Below are 16,467 nucleotides of genomic sequence, written 5' to 3'. Positions count from 1 at the left end.
AACTCCGTCACAGCCGACCGGCGCCGGGCCGGACCCCGCCGGGCCGGACCCGGCGCGGGACCGGGCCGGCAAGCGGGCCGACATGGTGACGATCGCCGACGTGGCCCGGCACGCCGGCGTCGCGGTCAGCACGGTGTCCTATGTGCTCAGCGGCAAGCGGGCGATCTCGGCGACCACCCGGGAACGCGTACTGGCCAGCATCCACGCCCTCGGCTACCACCCGCACGCCGGCGCCCGAGCGCTGGCCAGCCGCCGGGCGAACGTGATCGCGCTGGTGCTGCCGCTGCGCTCCGGGATGCATTTGCCGGTGCTGATGCAGTTCGCCACCAGCGTGGTCACCACCGCCCGGCAGTTCGACCACGACGTACTGCTGGTCACCGCCGACGAAGGCCCGGCCGGGCTGCGCCGGATCGCGGTCAGCGCCATGGTCGACGGCATCGTGGTCATGGACGTGGAGATGCACGACCCACGCGTGCCACTGCTGCGTGAACTCGAACGGCCCAGCGTGCTGATCGGTTTCCCGGCCGAGTCCGCCGGTCTGACCTGCGTCGACCTGGACTTTTATCGGGCCGGCGAGGCCTGCGTCGAACATCTCGTCACGCTCGGCCACCGGCAGCTCGCCCTGCTCGGAGCCCCTGCGGTGGTCTACGAACGGGAGACCGGCTTCGCCCACCGGACCAGGGCCGGCTTCACCGAGACGGCGACCCGCTGCGGCGTCACGGCGGTCGCCCAGCCGTGCGAGGAGAACTACGACGCGGTGCGCCGCGAACTGGCCGGGCTGCTGCACCGGCACCCGGGGCTCACCGCGCTGGTGGTGCACAACGAGGCGGCGGTCGGGCACGTCCTGGCCGCGTTGCCGACCCTGGGTCGGCGGGTCCCCGACGACATCTCGGTGGTGGCGATCTGCCCGGACGAGGTCGCCGAGCGGTCCGGTCCGGCACTGACCTCGGTGCTGATTCCGGCCGAGGAGGTCGGCCGGCAGGCGGTCAGCCTGCTGATGCGCAAGGTCCGGGGCGACGCGGTGCCGGCCGCCACGCTGCTCGACCCACGGTTGACCGTCCGGGCCAGCACCGGCCCCGCCGCCGCGCTGCCGGGCGCCGAGGCCGGAGATGCCGCCGTCGCAGGCACCGGGCCGGAGACGATGGTGGCACTTGCCCACCGTTCCGATTCCTGATCAACTCGACTGCATGGCAGGCGACGCATCCGCGCGGGGCATCACACCCGGCGCAGACACCACGGCCGGCGGGCACATGTCGGCGGACGAGTTCCGCCGGGCCGGGCACGCGGTGGTCGACTGGATCGCCGACTACTGGCAGACCCTGGAGAAACATCCGGTACGGCCGTCGGATCCGCCCGGTACGGTGGCCCGGGCGCTGCCGGTGACGCCGCCGGAGCACGGCGAGCCGTTCGACCGGATCCTCACCGACCTGGACCGGGTGGTCGTCGGTGGGCTCACCCACTGGCAGCACCCCGGTTTCTTCGGCTACTTCCCGGCCAACACCTCGGCGCCGAGCGTGCTCGGTGACCTGGTCAGTGCCGGGCTCGGCGTCCAGGGCATGCTCTGGGCCACCAGTCCGGCCTGCACCGAGGTGGAGACCGTGATGCTCGACTGGCTGGCCCAGCTACTCGAGCTGCCGCAACGGTTCCGGTCGGGCTCCACCGGTGGTGGCGTCATCCAGGACTCGGCGTCGTCGGCCACGCTGGTGGCCACCCTGGTGGCGCTGCACCGGGCCAGCGGCGGCACCTGGCGCACGGCGGGCACCGCTGCCGGCTACGCCGTCTACACCTCGACCGAGGGCCATTCGTCGATCGAGAAGGCGGCCCGGATCGCCGGGGTCGGCGATCAGGGCGTACGGCTGATCGACGTCGATCCGGTGACGCTGGCGATGCGGCCGGACGCGTTGCGCCGCGCCCTCGATGCCGACCTGGCCGCCGGGCGGCGACCGGCGATCGTGGTCGCCACCGTCGGCACCACCTCGACCACCGCTATCGACCCGGTCGAAGAGATCGGCGCGATCTGCACCGAGTACGGGGTGTGGCTGCACGTGGACGCCGCGTACGCCGGCGCGGCGGCGGTCTGCCCGGAGCTGCGCTGGACGCACGCCGGGCTGGAGCGGGCCGACTCGTACTGCTTCGACCCGCACAAGTGGCTGCTGACCGGGTTCGACTGCGACGCGTTCTGGGTGGCGGACCGGGCCGAGCTGGTCGAGGCGTTGACGGTGATGCCGGAGTACCTGCGCAACGCGCTCAGCGACGCGGGCGCGGTGATCGACTACCGGGACTGGCAGGTACCGCTCGGTCGTCGCTTCCGGGCGGTGAAGCTGTGGTTCGTGCTGCGCTGGTACGGCGCACAGGGGCTGCAGGCGCACATCCGTTCGGCGGTGGCGCACGCGGCCTGGTTCGCCGACCAGGTACGCGCCGACGACCGGTTCGAGATCGTCACGCCGGGGCCGTTCTCACTGGTCTGTTTCCGGTTGCGCGGCCAGCCCGACGAGGTCAACTCCGCCCTGCTGGCCGGGGTGAACGCCAGCGGCTCGGTGCTGCTGACCCACACCCGGGTGGCGGGCCGGTTCACCTTGCGACTGGCGGTCGGCGCGCCGCGTACCGAGCGACGGCACGTCGCCGCCGCCTGGGAGCTGATCGCGGACACCGCCACCGGGCTGCTCGCCGACCAGCAACGCCGCGACGACGGGTAGGACGAAACCCTGGCCGCCGAGCCCGATCAGGAAGCCGGCGGTCAGCCCGAGCGGGGTGAGGAACCGGCTGCGCAAGGGCCGGCTGACCCGCCGGGACGGGATCGGCCGGGCGAATCGGATCAGCAGGTACCCCCCGAGGGCCAGCAGGATCCCGGCCCATCCGACTCCGGCGAGCAGTCCGACGAGGGCGAATACCGGCAGCTTTCGCACAGCACACCTACTTGAGAGATCGAACCTATCGGCTTCGAATGCGGGGGCCGGTGCTGTTGTCAAGCACGCCGACGAAGCCGGCCGCGGCCGGAGGGGCCGGATGTCGGGCCGGGAGCAGATCACGGACGGCCGTGCGGCGGTCAGGTCCAGGCGCGCGGGTTGGCCGCGAGATCCCGGATCCGCTCAGGAAGTTTGCCGGTGGCGACGTCGGCGACGGTGACCGACTCGAGGATCTCCCGCTCGCTGGCCCGCAACGCGATCCAGACGTCCTGCAGCGCGACCGCCGCACCCTGGTAGCCGAGCTCCTCCGGCCGGTGCCCCCGCACGTGGGCGAGCGGGCCGTCGATGACCCGGATGAGCTCCGCGAGGCTGATCTGCTCGGCGGGGCGAGCCAGCCAGTAGCCGCCGTCCGGGCCGCGCTGGGCCTGCACCACACCGGCCCGGCGCAACTGCAGCAGAATTCCCTCGAGGAACTTCGGCGGGATGCCCTGGGCCCGGGCGACCTGCTCGGCGGTCAGCACGACCCGCGCCGACGCCGCAGCCGCGACCGCCAGCTCGACGGCGGCCCGCAGCGCGTAGTCGACCCGGGCAGAGAGACGCATACCTCTCAGGTTACGGCACTGTTTCCATTGTCAGACCGGCCGACCGCGTCGTCAGTCATCTACCCTGGTCACCGCCGTCCGAGCGCCGGTCAGGCAGGCGGCCCGGTCACCCGCCGACCCGCCGGACCAGTCCTTCCTGCACAGCGCTGGCGATGTGCCGGCCGTCGCGGGTGAACATCCGACCGGTGGCCAGCCCGCGCCCGCCGGCGGCCGACGGACTCCAGCAGTCATAGAGGAACCATTCGTCGGCCCGGAACGGCCGGTGGAACCACAAGGCGTGGTCCAGGCTGGCCCCGATCACCCCGCCCGGACCCCAGACCTCGCCGTGCACGGACAGCACCGAGTCGAGCAGGGTCAGGTCGGAGGCGTAGGTGAGTACGCAGGCGTGCAACAGCGGATCGTCGGGCAGCTTGCCGGCGGCGCGGATCCAGACCCGCTGGTACGGGTCGGCCGGCCGGTCCCCGGGGGCGACCAGACCCGGTTCGCCGACGTACCGCACGTCCATCGGCCGGGGGATCACCGCCCAGACACCGAGCCGCTCCGGATAGCGAGCCAGCCGCTCCACCATGGTCGGCACCGCCTCCGGCGGCGGGACGTCCGGTGGCTGCGGCGCCTGGTGGTCCAGCCCGTCCTCGGGCCGGTGAAAGGACGCCGACATGAAGAAGATCGGTTTGCCGTGCTGGTACGCCACCGAGCGGCGGACCGAGAAGGACCGGCCGTCGCGGATGTTCTCCACCTCGTAGTCGATTGGCTCGGCACCGTCGCCGGGACGGACGAAGTAGCCGTGCAGCGAGTGCACCAGCCGCTGCGGGTCGACGGTTCGCCCGGCGGCTACCAGCGCCTGACCAGCGACCTGGCCGCCGAAGATTCGCTGCGGCCCAACCTTGGGGCTCGTCCCACGGAACGCTGACGGCCCGGTCCGGGTCAGGTCGAGCACCTCGAGCAACTGGTCGACGGCGGCCTGCCCGCCGACCGGATCACCGGTCACTGCAACGCCCGGGCCGCCGCGGCGTCGACGAGGCTACCAAGCTGGTGCACCCGCAGCGTGTTGGTGGAGCCAGGGGTGCCGACCGGGCTGCCGGCGACGATCACCACGTACTCGCCGGGATTGGCCCGCCCGAGGCCGAGCAGTGCCTGGTCGACCTGGCGGAACATGTCGTCGGTGTGCTGCACGAACGGCATCAGGAAGGTCTCCACCCCCCAGGAGAGGGCAAGCTGGTCGCGCACCTCGGCGACCGGGGTGAAAGCCAGCAGCGGCAGCTCGCACTGCAGCCGGGAGAGCCGACGCACGGTGTCACCCGTCTGGGTGAAGGCGACCATCGCCTTGGCGCCGATCGCTCGGGCGATCTGCGACGCGGCCGAGGTGAGCGCACCGCCGTGGGTACGGGGGTCGTGCTGCAGCCGGGGCACCGAGATCGAGCCGTGCTCGGTCGTCGTGACGATCTTGGCCATGGTGCTGACCGTGAGCACCGGGTACTTGCCGACGCTGGTCTCGCCGGAGAGCATCACCGCGTCGGTGCCGTCGAGCACCGCGTTGGCGACGTCGGAGGCTTCCGCGCGGGTCGGCCGCGCATTCTCGATCATCGAGTCGAGCATCTGGGTGGCGACGATGACCGGCTTGGCGTTCTCCCGGCACAGCTGCACCGCGCGCTTCTGCACCAGCGGCACCTCGTCGAGCGGCAACTCGACGCCGAGGTCACCCCGGGCCACCATCACCCCGTCGAAGGCGTCGACGATCGCCTCCAGGTGGGTGACCGCCTCCGGCTTCTCGACCTTGGCCAGGACGGGTCGGCGAACCCCCTCCTCGTCCATGATCGCGTGGACCAGCTTGATGTCCTCGGGCGACCGGACGAATGACAGGGCGATGAAGTCGGCGCCCAGGCCGAGCGCGAACCGCAGGTCGTCGGTGTCCTTGTCCGACAGGGCCGGCACGCTGACCGCGACGTTCGGCAGCGAGATGCCCTTGTTGTTGGAGACCGGCCCGCCCTCGACGACCAGCACCCGGATGTCGTTGCCGTCCACCGCGCTGACCTCGACGGCCACCTTGCCGTCGTCGATCAGCAGCCGGTCCCCGGGGCGAACCTCCTGGGGCAGCCTGCGGTAGGTGCAGGAGACCCGCTCCCGGCTGCCGATTATGTCGTCGCTGGTGATGACGACCGAGTCGCCGGTGCGCCACTCATGCGGCCCGTCGGCGAACCGGCCGAGGCGGATCTTGGGGCCCTGCAGGTCGGCCAGCACGGCGACCGCCCGGCCGGCGACCTGAGCCGCCTCCCGGACCAGCTGGTACACCTGCTGGTGGTCCTCGTGGCTGCCGTGGCTGAAGTTCAGCCGGGCCACGTCCATGCCCGCTTCGACGAGCCCACGGATACGCTCCGGGGACGCGGTCGCGGGGCCAAGCGTACAAACGATCTTTGCGCGGCGTGTCACGCCCATGAGGCTAGTCTCTCCCCTGAACCGGCCGACCGGCCGGCCCTGTCTGATGTCCGAACGGAAGTGCCCACCAGCGCTCGGCGCTCCGCGAGACATCGTACTGGTGGGTGGAACCGCGATGGTGGACCGGCGGGCATCGACGACCGCGCTCTCAGGGTAGCGCGGTAGTTGACCATCGCGGTACGGCCGGACGGCCGACGCCCGGACGTTCGGAGATCATTCGCCGAACCGTCACATAGATCCGGTTAACTGGTCACCACACGACCGGAGGGTGGCACGGTGACACAGCGAGTACGGACACGAACGGTGACCGCTCTGATGGCGATGATCGCCACCGGTCTGGCGGCAGGGCTGGCGCCCGGGACGGCGACGGCAGGCGGTACACCGGCCGGTGGGCACGGCGGCGTCCGGTTCGCCACCTTCAACGCCTCACTCAACCGGGGCGTCGACGGCGGACTGGTGGCCGATTTGTCCACTCTGGGTGATACGCAGGCCGCCAACGTCGCCGAGATCATCCAGCGGGTCCGCCCCGACGTGCTGCTGATCAACGAGTTCGACCACGACGGCGAGGGGCGGGCCGTCGAGCTGTTCCAGCGCAACTACCTGTCCCGCGGCCAGGGCGGGGCCAGGCCAATTCACTACCCGTACCGGTTCAGCGCCCCGTCGAACACCGGCGTGCCGTCCGGGCACGACCTCAACCGCGACGGTACGGTCGGCGGCCCGGACGACGCGTACGGCTTCGGACTGTTCCCCGGCCAGTACGGCATGGCGGTCTACTCGCGTCACCCGATCGACCGGCGGTCGCTGCGCACCTTCCAGACGTTCCGCTGGCGCGACATGCCGGGAGCGCTGCTGCCGGACGACCCGGACACCCCGGAGCCCGCCGACTGGTACTCCCCCGAGGTCCTCGCGGACGTGCGGCTGCCGTCGAAGAGCCACTGGGACGTACCGGTACGGATCGGCCGGCAGACCGTGCATCTGCTGGCCAGCCACCCCACGCCGCCGGTCTTCGACGGCCCGGAGGACCGCAACGGCCGGCGTAACCACGACGAGATCCGGTTCTGGGCCGACTACGTCGTCCCGGCCCGGTCCGGTTACATCTACGACGACCGGGGCCGACGCGGCGGGCTGCGCCCCGGTGCCCGGTTCGTCATCGCCGGTGACCTCAACTCCGACCCGTACGACGGCGACGGCATCCCGGGAGCGGCTCGACAGGTCACCGGGCATCCACTGGTCGACGACCGACGGCCGCCGACGAGTGCGGGTGGGCCGGCTGCCAGCCAGCGCCAGGGCGGGGCGAACCTGACCCACGAGGGCGACTCCCGCTACGACACCGCCGACTTCGCCGACGGTACGCCGGGCAACCTTCGGGTCGACTACCTGCTGCCGAGCCGCCGCCTGCAGACGGCGGGCAGCGGGGTTTTCTGGCCGACGCCGGACGATCCACTGTTCCGGCTGGTCGGCGATTACGACCCGGCGCTGCCCGGCGGGTTCCCGACCTCGGACCACCGGCTCGTCTGGCTCGACCTGCGCTGCTGAGCGGCAGTTCCAAGCGGTCAGTCGGTGCCGGTGGCGGCGAGCGATCCCGGTGGGCGGGCGTCGCGGGAGGCGATCGCGTTCATCGGGATCTGCACTGCCCGCACCCCCATGTCGAGCCGGGCCACCTGGTAGAACTGCGCCCGGGCACGGCGGTAGTCGACGAACCCGGCCCGCCAGGTCTGTTCGTCGACTGGTTCGTCACCGGTGGCAAATGCCTCCAGCCTCCACAACGTCTCGGTGAGGGCCTGCGCGGCGGCGATGGTCGGCCCGTCGGCGAGCAGCAGGATCGACTCGAAGCACACGGACCGGTCCGACTCGGCCTGTCCGAGCCGGGCCAGCCCTTCCTCACGGCCGATCGGGCTGATCGCGGTGATCAGACCGCGGCTGGCCAGCACCCGTGAGGCGAGCAAGGCGATCTGCTTGGCGGTGGCGGCGAATTCGACGTACCCGGCGAGCCGCCGATCGTCCCACCGCACGGATTGTTCCCGGCGCCACCGGTTGCGCTCGGTGATCCCGGTGCCGACGTAGGTGAGCACCCCGCCGACGACCACCGCAAGGATGGTCGGCAGGTGTTCCAGCAGAGACATCACATTCTCCGTCGCGTCGCCGGGCCTCAGGGTAGTGAGCCGTCACAAGGTCGCGTGCCAGCACAAGGCCCGGTCCCCTCGGGGGTCTCCGCTTGCCCATGCCTTACACCGTAAGTTAGGCTGCCTTACGGCGTAAGACAGCCGGTCGCGTCCGCGGACGCCCGGCGGACGAGAAGGGGATACTCATGAGCGATCTGGTCCGCACGGCGCGGCTCACCGGCGTGTTCTACTTGGGCCTCGGCATCACCGCCATGCTCGGCTTTCTGATCGTCCGACCCCAGCTGGTCATCGCCGGCGACCCCGCAGCGACACTGGGCAACCTGGTAGGGCACGAGACGCTCGCCCGCGTCGGCGTCGCGCTCGAGCTGGGCGTCGTCGTCACCCAGGCGCTCGCCGCCGTCTGGTTCTACCGCCTCTTCCGCATCGCCGACCCGCTCGCCGCCGGCAGCATCGGCGCGTTCGGGCTGGTCAACGCGGTGGCGATCATGGGCAGTGCGGCGATGCTCGCCACGGCCGTCGAGGTCGCGGGCGCGCCGATCGGCGACGCCGCGCCGATCGTCCAGGCTCTCTATCTGGTCAGCGGCAACCTGTGGGGGGTGGGCAACCTGTTCTTCGGGCTGTGGCTCATCCCGATGGGCAGGTGTGTGATCCGGTCACGTTGGATGCCCCGACCACTCGGCTGGGTGCTCGTCATCGGTGGCCTCTGCTACCTCGCGAACGGGTTCCTGCTCTACCTCACACCCGACGCCCAGGTCGTCGCCGACCTGCTCGTGGTGCCGGCCACCGTTGGCGAGCTCTGGATGATCGGCTACCTGCTGACCGTCGGCGTCCGACGAAGGACGCCGTCCCGGGTGTTACCGCACCGTCAGGGCGGGTAGGCGAGGGTAGCGGAGAATCACGCGGATCGCCGCAATCTTGCCCGACGAGGTGGAAGTTGGCGATGATGAACCGGAGCTACCTGCGGCTGGGCGTCGCGTTGACGCTGAACGTGATCCTGGCGGTCGGGTTCGTCGTCCTGTTCGGGGTGGCGTTCTACTTCGGCCGGCAGGAGAGCTTCATCGGCGACGAGCAGTTCCTCAAGTCGATGATCCCGCACCACTCGCGGGCGATCCTGGTCTGCGAACGGTCGGACATCACCGATCCGGAAATCATCGAGCTGTGTGGACAGATTGTCGAGACGCAGCAGGAGGAGATCGACCAGATGAAACAGATCCTGCAGCGGTACGAATGAGTCACGTCCGCGCGGCGCTCGGCGTCGTACTCACCGTCGTCGCCATCGGGGCAGGCACCGCAGCCTGCACCGCCGACCCGTCGGAAGCCGACACCGGCCCGTCCGCCACCAGCGCCGACCCGGTCGATCAGCGGTCAGCGGCACAGCCGCCGCCGGTCGCGCCCGCACCGCCGATCGCGCCGCTGCCCGACCCAATAGCCGCCCGGCCCGTCGCCTCAGTGGCCGCCACCAGCGGCCCGGTCTCGGTCGGCACGGTCGAGATCCCGCCGGGCCGACTGTCGGTCAGCCTCGACTGCGTCAGCGGCGGCCGTGGGGATGCCGCCGCCGCCAGCGGAGCTGCCGACCTCGCGGTGTTCCTCGACCCGTGGATGCGGTTCGAGCTGCAGTGCCCCGCCGACGAGGTGACGAAGATCCGCAACGTCGACCAGGACCACCCGGGCGGCCCGGCCACCATCCGGGTCGAGGCCGGCGCGGACGTGCGGTGGAACCTGCTGGTCGAGCACCAGCCGGGCTAGGCTGCGCCGGTGAACGGGTGCGTGTTCTGCCGGATCATCGCCGGGGAGTCCCCCGCGTGGCGGGTCGCCGACTCCCCCGCCGGAGTGGCGTTCCTGGACACCCGGCCGGTGTTCCCGGGCCACGTGCTGGTCAGCCCGCGCCCGCACGTGGTCACCCTGACCGACCTGCCGCCGGCCGATCTGGCCGGGTACTTCTCACTGGTGCAGCGGGTCGCGGCGGCGGTCGAGGCTGGCCTGGACGCGGGCGGCACCTTCGTCGCGATCAACAACCGGGTGTCCCAGTCGGTGCCGCACCTGCACACCCACGTGGTGCCCCGGACCAGGGGCGACGGGCTGCGCGGCTTCTTCTGGCCGCGCCGCCGCTACGCCGACGACGTCGAGGCCCGGCGGTACGCCGAACAGGTCGCCGCCGCGTTACCTCCCGGACCGGACCTGCCGTGAAGCCGCCCTCGTGATCAGGCGAAGCGACGCGCGGAGTCAGCCTCGCCCGATATCCGGCAGAATATATGGACGTCTATCTATTGACCTGGTGCGTGGACCCGACGGACCGCCCGGTCCCACGCCGGGTGGTACGGGAGTGGGGCCGGGCGGCGGATCGTCACCAGCGAGCGGTTATCCGGACCACCGTGTACGGCAGCACCGGGTCGGTCGCCCCGTACTGGAAGTTGACCAACAGCAGGTCGCGGCCGTCGACGGGCCGTGCAGCCGGGGGCCGCGACGATCAGATACCGCTGGTCCGGGGTGACCAACTCGCTCAAGGGCGTCTCGTCGCGCCGCCTCCGGCAGGAGTTCCCCGACCTCGCACGCCACTACCACCGGGCCAACAAGTTCTGGTCGGGCTCGTACTTCGCCGGCTCCGTCGGCGGCGCGCCACCAAGCATCGTGAAGCAGTACATTGAGCGGCAGAACCGTCTGGCTCAGGGCACTGCTCGGGCCCTGGCGGCCCTCCCAGCGCGGGCCTTCACCCCCGGTCTGAAGGCCGGAGCACTGGCCCGCATTCCGGTAGCGGTGGTCGACGCCGGGCATCCGCTGGCCGGGCGTACCACGGTGGGGTCGGACGCGGTCGGGACGGACACCGTCAGGTTGGCCGACTTGGCCGACGGCCAGCTGAGTCTGCCACCGGAGGAGCTGACGCCCGCTACTGGTCGGCGATCCTGGCCGCCTGCGCCCGCGCCGGTGTGGCCGTCGAGGTGGTCGACTGCGAGCAGCTGGGGTGGCGCCGGATCGGGCTGGCGGACCTTGACGGTTTCGCCCTGGTGCCCCGATCACTCGCCGAGCTACCCACAGTGGATGGGGTGGTGCTCCGGCTGACCGACGAGCTGCCCGCCCCCGATCTGGAGCTGGTGTGGCGGCGGGACGCGACGTCACCGGCCGGGCTGGCGGTCGCCCGGGTCGCTCACGACCTTCATTGATCATCGAACGGGGCTGCTCAGCTGTCCGACGAGCGACGGGTGACCAAGCGGGCCAGCGGCGAAACCTTCGTCAACCGGGCCGAGGCGGTGGCGGTCAGCGCCGTACCGCCGTAGGTCTGCAGGGTGGCCCGGTAGACGGCCTCCGGCTGGTGCCAGCCGAGGACGCTGGCGTGCCCGGTCATGACCTGCGCGAGTTCGGCGGGCGGCACCTCCTCCAAGGTGCGTGGACCGAGCGCCCGGGGCAGTGCCGGCGGTTGATGGGCGAGCCGATACGTGCTCGGCTGGACTCCGGTCTCGCCGAGGGGGCTGTCCCGGACGAGCAGACCTCTGCGTACCGCTGCAGTGACCGCCTTGTTGATCGCACTTGCCGAGGCCCGACTGACGCGCTGACCACCGGCTGCATGGACGTACGCGATCTGTAACCGCCCGCCGGTCACCGGGCCTTCGCAGGCGACGATGGCGAGTATGGCCTCCTGCATCCCCGGCGGCGGCGGAGTCTCGGCGCGCGGGGCGGCGCCCTGGAAGATCTCGTACGGCTTGAGTCCAGGCGCCGGGTCCAGATCCCGCTCGACCGGTTCCGCCCGCTCGACCCGTTCCACCAGTCCGACCGGTTCCGCCAGTCCGACCGGTTCCGCCCGCTCGTCCGGTCCCGCCTGGCTGACTGGTTCGCGCGCCGGTTCGGCTGCCGCCGCCCAGCCGGACGGGCGGATACCCCGCTGGTCCAGCGCCGCCCGCAGATCCTGCAACACCGCCGCTTCGTCGACGACGAACGACGACTGCGGGATACGGAAGAACTCCCAGCCGCAGCGCTCCAGTTCCCGCTGCCGGGCCATGTCGGCCTCGTAGCGGTCGGGCCCGTGCCAGGCGTCGCCGTCGCACTCGACCGCGAGCCGTCCGTTCGGACCGATCACCACCAGGTCGATGAGATAGCCGATCGCCTCGAACTGCGGCACGACGGTGAAGCCAGCGGCGACGAGCCGATTGTAGACACGCTGCTCGAACAGTGAGTCGAAGGGTGCGACCGGCCGGTCCTCGGGCACCTCGGTCGGCAGTGGGGTGCCGTCGTGCTCGCTCGGGCGGGCAGTCACGCCGTAGCAATAGTCGAGCAGTTGGTAACGCATGTCCTCGGGATTACCAAGGTCGCTGAGTCGGACCGAGTGGAAGACCCACATCTGGTCCTTGGCGCGGGAGGCGGCGACGTTGTAGCGCTGCACGTACATCTCGGCCGTCGCAGCGCCGATCCGTACGCCGTCCTCCATCGCCGCGACCATGCTGAGGAACACGACGTCGCGTTCGGATCCCTGGAAATCGGCGGAGTCGCCGCACCGCAGCTCCCGACGCTCCCATTCCGCCGGATCGAGCTGTTCCAGCAGCAGCCGTTCGATCCGCTTGGCCTGATGGACTCCCTGCAGCGAGATCACGCCGAAGGTCAGACCGTCGTAGCGGGGGTCCTGCGCACAGGCCACGATCTGCGCGACGACCGCCTCGGCCTCCGGCGGGTTGACCTTGTTGCTGGTGCCGCTGACGTAACCGTTCCCGACGTGCACCGGCCGGATCGGTTCGAGGCGGTCGGCCCCGTACTGACGGACGGGGATCAGCCGGATGTTCTCCGGCTCGTACGCGATCCGGTTGGAGAAGTTGATGATCTCCGGAACGCAGCGGCGGTGTTCGGTCAACGGAATCAGGCCGCTGAACCGCATCTTGGCCTCGTCGAACAGGCTCCGCTTCGGGTCCTGCCACGACGCCCGGTACGGGTCGTCGCCGAGGTACTGGTCCGCGAGGTCGCGCAGATGTTGCTGGTCGACGCCGACCCCGCTCGGTGAGACCTGCTTGTCGTCGCCGATCACCACGATTTTCGGCGCCAGGTACTGCAGGAACGTTGCGGCCAGCCCGGCCTGTGACGCCTCGTCCACGACGACGACGTCGAACATGTCCGGCTGCACCTGCAGCTGTTCCGCGATCCGGTAGATCGGCATGATCCAGACCGGTACCGACGGGCGGCAGCGGTCCATGGCCTGGCGGATCTCGGCGCGACGCTGATGGGCGTACTTGCCGGTACCCTTGCCGAGCCCTCGCACGAGCTGGCCGTACTGCTGCAGGTTGGCCCGGGCGGAGCCGCTGATCCGGTCCGGCGAGGCGGCATGTCGCCAGGCGCGGGCGGCGGCCAGCTCCTCGACGTGGCCCCGGATCCGGCCCTCGAGCTCACCGATCTCGGACTGCAGCCGGTTGAGATCGGTGATCTGCCGGTCGGCGAGCCACGCGCCGACGACCGCCCAGGCCCAGGCGTCGTCCCAGCCGTCGAGGCGCTCGTCCCATCTGTCGTCGGCGCAGTCGGTGACGACGGCGTCGTGCAGGCGGGGCGCCACCGCCCGCAGCCGGGAACCGAGCGCGTCCCGACGGTCGACGAGCTCACGCACCTGGGTCAGTCGGGTGAGCCGAGCGACAGCGGCGGCGTACCTGCCCACGTCCCGGGCGGCGACCGCCTCCACCAGCTCGCGCAGCGGTGCAGCGGCGGTCGGCTGATGGCTCAGTGCGACGACCGGCTCCCCGATGGCGTCCACGGCGGTCCGGGTCCGCGCCAGGTGGTCGTCGGCGGCGGCCGAGTCCACCAACGCGGCGTAGGCCCGTACCGCCGAAAGATCCGACCACTGTGGGCGGGGTAGCTGTGCGGCCGCCAGCCGGTGCTCCTGGTCGGTCAGCCCGGCACCGAGCGCGAGAACTCGCTGCAGTTGGCTCAGCTCGGTCTGGTGCCAGGTCAGCCGTTCCTGGAAGGTGTCCTCGGGCGGGACGACGACGGTGGCCGGCCAGGCGCGGTCGGCAGCGGTCAGCAGCCGGGTGGCCTGTGCCCAGGCGAGGAACGCGTCGACGGCCTCGGCCGTCGTCGGCGGGCGACCGTCCACGCGGACCCGGCTGAACAGCTCCCGAGCCGCCTTGACCGGCTTGGCGGCGAGCAGGTTCAGCACCGGCGTGCCGTCGGCTGCGAGCTTGACCCTGCCGCCGGCCGCGAGGTGCTCGCGCAGGTGGTGGGCGAGCGACACGAGCTGGGCGACGTCCGGCCCGGCCTGGGGCACGCCGCCGTCCTGCACGCCGATAACCTGCACGTCGGTGATGCCGAGGTAACGCACCTGCGGTTCGGCCTGTGCCACCAGTTGCTGCAGGTGCGCGGCCCGGTTGTGCCACAGCTGTCCCCGGCCGCAGGTCACATCGGCCAACGCGTCGGCCATCCACGGTTCGCGTCGTCGCGCCAGGTCGTCGGCGGTGTCGGCGAGGCGGTGCAGATCCTGCTGCAGCGCGGTCCGGGCCGCCGGAGGCAGCGCTCTGACCACCACGTACGCCGGATGTTGCCGGCTGTCGTGCCGCGCGTCGTGGGCGGCGCGGGCCTGTTGTTCGGCGGTGACGGCAGCGGCGAAGTCCGCCGGCGGGGCCAACCGCGCGGGGTCGGCCAGCGTGGCCCGCGACGACGCTTCGTCCGCGATCAACTGCTGGTCGCGCAGCAGCCGCAACCACTCGGTGATCTCGGTCCGGGTCAGCGGGGGCTCGTCCCCGGGTGCTGCCGGTGCCCACGGGCGGATCCACCCGTACCGTTCTCCGGCGTGACGGTGCGCCTCGGCGATCGCGGCCAGCGTGCCCCGGTACGGTCCCTGCTCGTGCCGGGCGACTTCGGCGGCCCGCACGTCGACCAGCCGCTGGTGCAGTTGGGCACGCTGACGCCGGAGCTGGTCGATCGCGTCGAGGTGCCGGGCGATGGTCCGGTCGGACTCGTCGGCGTCGAAGTCGATGGCGTGCTGCGAGATCGTGTTGACCGCGACCTTCAGGTCCGCCATGTCCTCCCTCGACGCGCCGACGACCGCGACCGACAGCGGCCGGATCGCCTCCGGCAGCTTCGTGCGTACCTCCTTGAGCGCACGATCGGTCTGCGCGGTGACCAGGACCCGCTTGCCCTGGGCGAGCAGATGGCTGAGCAACGCGGCGGCGGTGTGTGTCTTGCCCGTACCGGGCGGGCCCTGCACCAGGGTCTGGGCGTGCCGGTCCACCTGCTGAAGGATCTTCAGTTGCTTGTCGTTCACCGGCAGCGGCAGGTAGAACTCGTCGTCGACGGCGATCACCGCGCCGGGCGTCGGGTCGGTCTCGGTCGCCGGGCGGTGATCCGGATCCACCAGCGGCAGGATCCCCTCCGGCACGGAAGCCGCGTCGATCAACTGCTTGCGGATGCGCTCGAGCACCTCGACCAGCCCGTGGCTGCGCCGACGCAGGACGATCGCGGGCGCCAGGGTCACCTCGGGCCGCGCGGGACCGCCGCTGCCGGGCAGTTCCGTCTCGAGGTAGCCGCCGTCCGGGTCGAGGCTGTGCGCCACGCGTTGCAACAGTTCGCCGATCGTCGCTACGTTGAGCGGATGGTCGGCGAAGGTCCGTGCGGTTTCCCGGACCTCGCCGATGTGCCGCGACCGCGTCAGGTGCGAATCCAGCATGTCGAGTTCGAGGCGCAGCGGGTCGGCCGTTTCGGCGGCGTTGACGTGCAGTGTGCCGGTTACCGGGTCGAGGTCGATCGTGACCGGTACGGTGAGCAGGTGTCGCCGTACGGCCGGATGGTCGGCTGGCTTCCAGGTGAGGCATCCGACGGCGAGGACCAGCTCCTTCTCTTCGGGATTGCTCGCCGCCGCTGCTTGCATCGAGAAGAGCGTGCCGTACGCCTCACGCACCGGCTGATCGACACGTTCCCGCTCCGACCAAGTCTCCCAGCGGATCAGCCATGACCGGTAGGCGTCCTCGATGTCGGGGTGCTCAGCCAGACGAGACACCGCAGGGTTGCCGTCGACGTCCGGCTCCCCGTCCGGATCCGGAACTTCCACCTTGAGCTGCGGGGTGATCTGTGGATCGTCGATGCCTGCGGTCAACCAGCGGCGCAGCGCCTCGCCGACGGCGGGCGGCCGGACCACATCGATCCGATCGATGTGGCCGACCTCGTCACCAGGCTCTGGCGTGGCGTCCCAGTGCGCGAAGTGCACGGCGGAGTGTCGTGGCATCCTCCGCGTCCAGGCAACCTCCTCGTAACTGTCGACCGTGCGGGGCGCCGAGACGACCGACTGCTGTGCCCGCGCCAGGAACTCGAAGAGTCGCACCGCCCGATCGAGGCGGTTCGCCACAGAGGACGTCAAGATACGGTTTCCTTTCGACGCTGGACCACCCGATCGAACATAGAGGAAAGAACACCGGCGCCACACCTCCGCCGTTCGGCGCTGGTTCC

At 71.1% G+C, this 16,467-nt stretch carries 13 protein-coding genes and 1 pseudogene; 9 read left to right on the top strand and 5 right to left on the bottom strand.

Annotation, left to right across the window (positions count from 1 at the left end):
* The first annotated feature begins 82 nt into the window (after window positions 1-82).
* The gene (locus ACFHW1_RS20025) at window positions 83-1,174 is read left to right on the top strand and encodes a LacI family DNA-binding transcriptional regulator (protein WP_416568717.1); all 1,092 of its coding nucleotides are present in this window, start codon (window positions 83-85) and stop codon (window positions 1,172-1,174) included.
* Between the two features lie 13 nt (window positions 1,175-1,187).
* Complete coding sequence (locus tag ACFHW1_RS20020; RefSeq protein ID WP_416615923.1) at window positions 1,188-2,696, top strand: pyridoxal-dependent decarboxylase; 1,509 nt, start codon at window positions 1,188-1,190, stop codon at window positions 2,694-2,696.
* 350 nt (window positions 2,697-3,046) lie between these two features.
* Here the strand turns inward: ACFHW1_RS20020 and ACFHW1_RS20015 are convergent, their stop codons facing one another.
* The 3 genes from ACFHW1_RS20015 to pyk form a co-directional block, all read right to left on the bottom strand.
* Window positions 3,047-3,508, bottom strand: coding sequence for an RrF2 family transcriptional regulator (locus ACFHW1_RS20015; RefSeq protein WP_416555586.1), 462 nt, complete (start codon window positions 3,506-3,508; stop codon window positions 3,047-3,049).
* Window positions 3,509-3,614: 106 nt separating this feature from the next.
* The gene (locus tag ACFHW1_RS20010; protein ID WP_416555588.1) at window positions 3,615-4,496 is read right to left on the bottom strand and encodes an acyl-CoA thioesterase; all 882 of its coding nucleotides are present in this window, start codon (window positions 4,494-4,496) and stop codon (window positions 3,615-3,617) included.
* Window positions 4,493-5,941 carry a pyruvate kinase gene (gene pyk / locus ACFHW1_RS20005; protein WP_416555590.1) on the bottom strand — a complete coding sequence of 483 codons (1,449 nt, stop codon included), beginning with the start codon at window positions 5,939-5,941 and terminating at the stop codon, window positions 4,493-4,495. Before pyk ends, ACFHW1_RS20010 begins: the two co-directional genes overlap by 4 nt.
* Window positions 5,942-6,244: 303 nt before the next feature.
* Here pyk and ACFHW1_RS20000 point away from each other — a divergent pair, with 303 nt between their 5' ends.
* A complete protein-coding gene (locus ACFHW1_RS20000; RefSeq protein ID WP_416555592.1) occupies window positions 6,245-7,477 on the top strand; it encodes an endonuclease/exonuclease/phosphatase family protein in 1,233 nt (410 codons plus the stop codon).
* 17 nt (window positions 7,478-7,494) lie between these two features.
* On the opposite strand, the gene ACFHW1_RS19995 is transcribed toward ACFHW1_RS20000, so the two are convergent.
* Entirely contained in the window at window positions 7,495-8,064 is a 570-nt protein-coding gene (locus tag ACFHW1_RS19995; RefSeq protein ID WP_416555594.1) for a hypothetical protein, read from the bottom strand.
* A gap of 185 nt (window positions 8,065-8,249) precedes the next feature.
* On the opposite strand from ACFHW1_RS19995, the gene ACFHW1_RS19990 reads away from it, so the two are divergent.
* The 6 genes and pseudogenes from ACFHW1_RS19990 to ACFHW1_RS19965 all read left to right on the top strand — a co-directional run bounded on the left by ACFHW1_RS19990 (window position 8,250) and on the right by ACFHW1_RS19965 (window position 11,222).
* The gene (locus tag ACFHW1_RS19990; protein ID WP_416555596.1) at window positions 8,250-8,942 is read left to right on the top strand and encodes a DUF4386 domain-containing protein; all 693 of its coding nucleotides are present in this window, start codon (window positions 8,250-8,252) and stop codon (window positions 8,940-8,942) included.
* 62 nt (window positions 8,943-9,004) lie between these two features.
* Complete coding sequence (locus tag ACFHW1_RS19985) at window positions 9,005-9,295, top strand: DUF305 domain-containing protein (protein WP_416555598.1); 291 nt, start codon at window positions 9,005-9,007, stop codon at window positions 9,293-9,295.
* On the top strand, window positions 9,292-9,810 hold the full coding sequence (locus ACFHW1_RS19980) for a hypothetical protein (RefSeq protein ID WP_416615921.1): 519 nt from the start codon (window positions 9,292-9,294) through the stop codon (window positions 9,808-9,810). The genes ACFHW1_RS19985 and ACFHW1_RS19980 overlap by 4 nt, the downstream gene beginning before the upstream one ends.
* Window positions 9,811-9,819: 9 nt before the next feature.
* Window positions 9,820-10,251, top strand: coding sequence for an HIT family protein (locus ACFHW1_RS19975; protein ID WP_416555601.1), 432 nt, complete (start codon window positions 9,820-9,822; stop codon window positions 10,249-10,251).
* 294 nt (window positions 10,252-10,545) lie between these two features.
* Window positions 10,546-10,716: pseudogene (locus tag ACFHW1_RS19970) on the top strand (IS200/IS605 family transposase); the annotation flags it as partial.
* A gap of 272 nt (window positions 10,717-10,988) precedes the next feature.
* Window positions 10,989-11,222, top strand: coding sequence for a hypothetical protein (locus tag ACFHW1_RS19965; protein ID WP_416555645.1), 234 nt, complete (start codon window positions 10,989-10,991; stop codon window positions 11,220-11,222).
* A gap of 17 nt (window positions 11,223-11,239) precedes the next feature.
* Here ACFHW1_RS19965 and ACFHW1_RS19960 read toward each other — a convergent pair whose 3' ends face one another.
* Window positions 11,240-16,378: an AAA domain-containing protein gene (locus ACFHW1_RS19960; protein WP_416555603.1), complete on the bottom strand. Its 5,139-nt coding sequence runs from the start codon at window positions 16,376-16,378 to the stop codon at window positions 11,240-11,242.
* Window positions 16,379-16,467: the final 89 nt, after the last annotated feature.

The organism is Micromonospora sp. LOL_014, assembly GCF_048060245.1.
GTDB lineage: Bacteria > Actinomycetota > Actinomycetes > Mycobacteriales > Micromonosporaceae > Micromonospora_E.
Note: the sequence above shows the minus strand (reverse complement) of the source record. Positions and strands in the feature narration are given on the sequence as shown.

Coding starts and splice junctions, on each gene's coding strand:
- ACFHW1_RS20020 (WP_416615923.1), top strand. CDS start 1,188: ATGGCAGGCGACGCATCCGCGCGGGGCATCACACCCGGCGCAGACACC.
- ACFHW1_RS20025 (WP_416568717.1), top strand. CDS start 83: ATGGTGACGATCGCCGACGTGGCCCGGCACGCCGGCGTCGCGGTCAGC.
- ACFHW1_RS19995 (WP_416555594.1), bottom strand. CDS start 8,064: ATGTCTCTGCTGGAACACCTGCCGACCATCCTTGCGGTGGTCGTCGGC.
- pyk (WP_416555590.1), bottom strand. CDS start 5,941: ATGGGCGTGACACGCCGCGCAAAGATCGTTTGTACGCTTGGCCCCGCG.
- ACFHW1_RS19980 (WP_416615921.1), top strand. CDS start 9,292: ATGAGTCACGTCCGCGCGGCGCTCGGCGTCGTACTCACCGTCGTCGCC.
- ACFHW1_RS20015 (WP_416555586.1), bottom strand. CDS start 3,508: ATGCGTCTCTCTGCCCGGGTCGACTACGCGCTGCGGGCCGCCGTCGAG.
- ACFHW1_RS19985 (WP_416555598.1), top strand. CDS start 9,005: ATGATGAACCGGAGCTACCTGCGGCTGGGCGTCGCGTTGACGCTGAAC.
- ACFHW1_RS19990 (WP_416555596.1), top strand. CDS start 8,250: ATGAGCGATCTGGTCCGCACGGCGCGGCTCACCGGCGTGTTCTACTTG.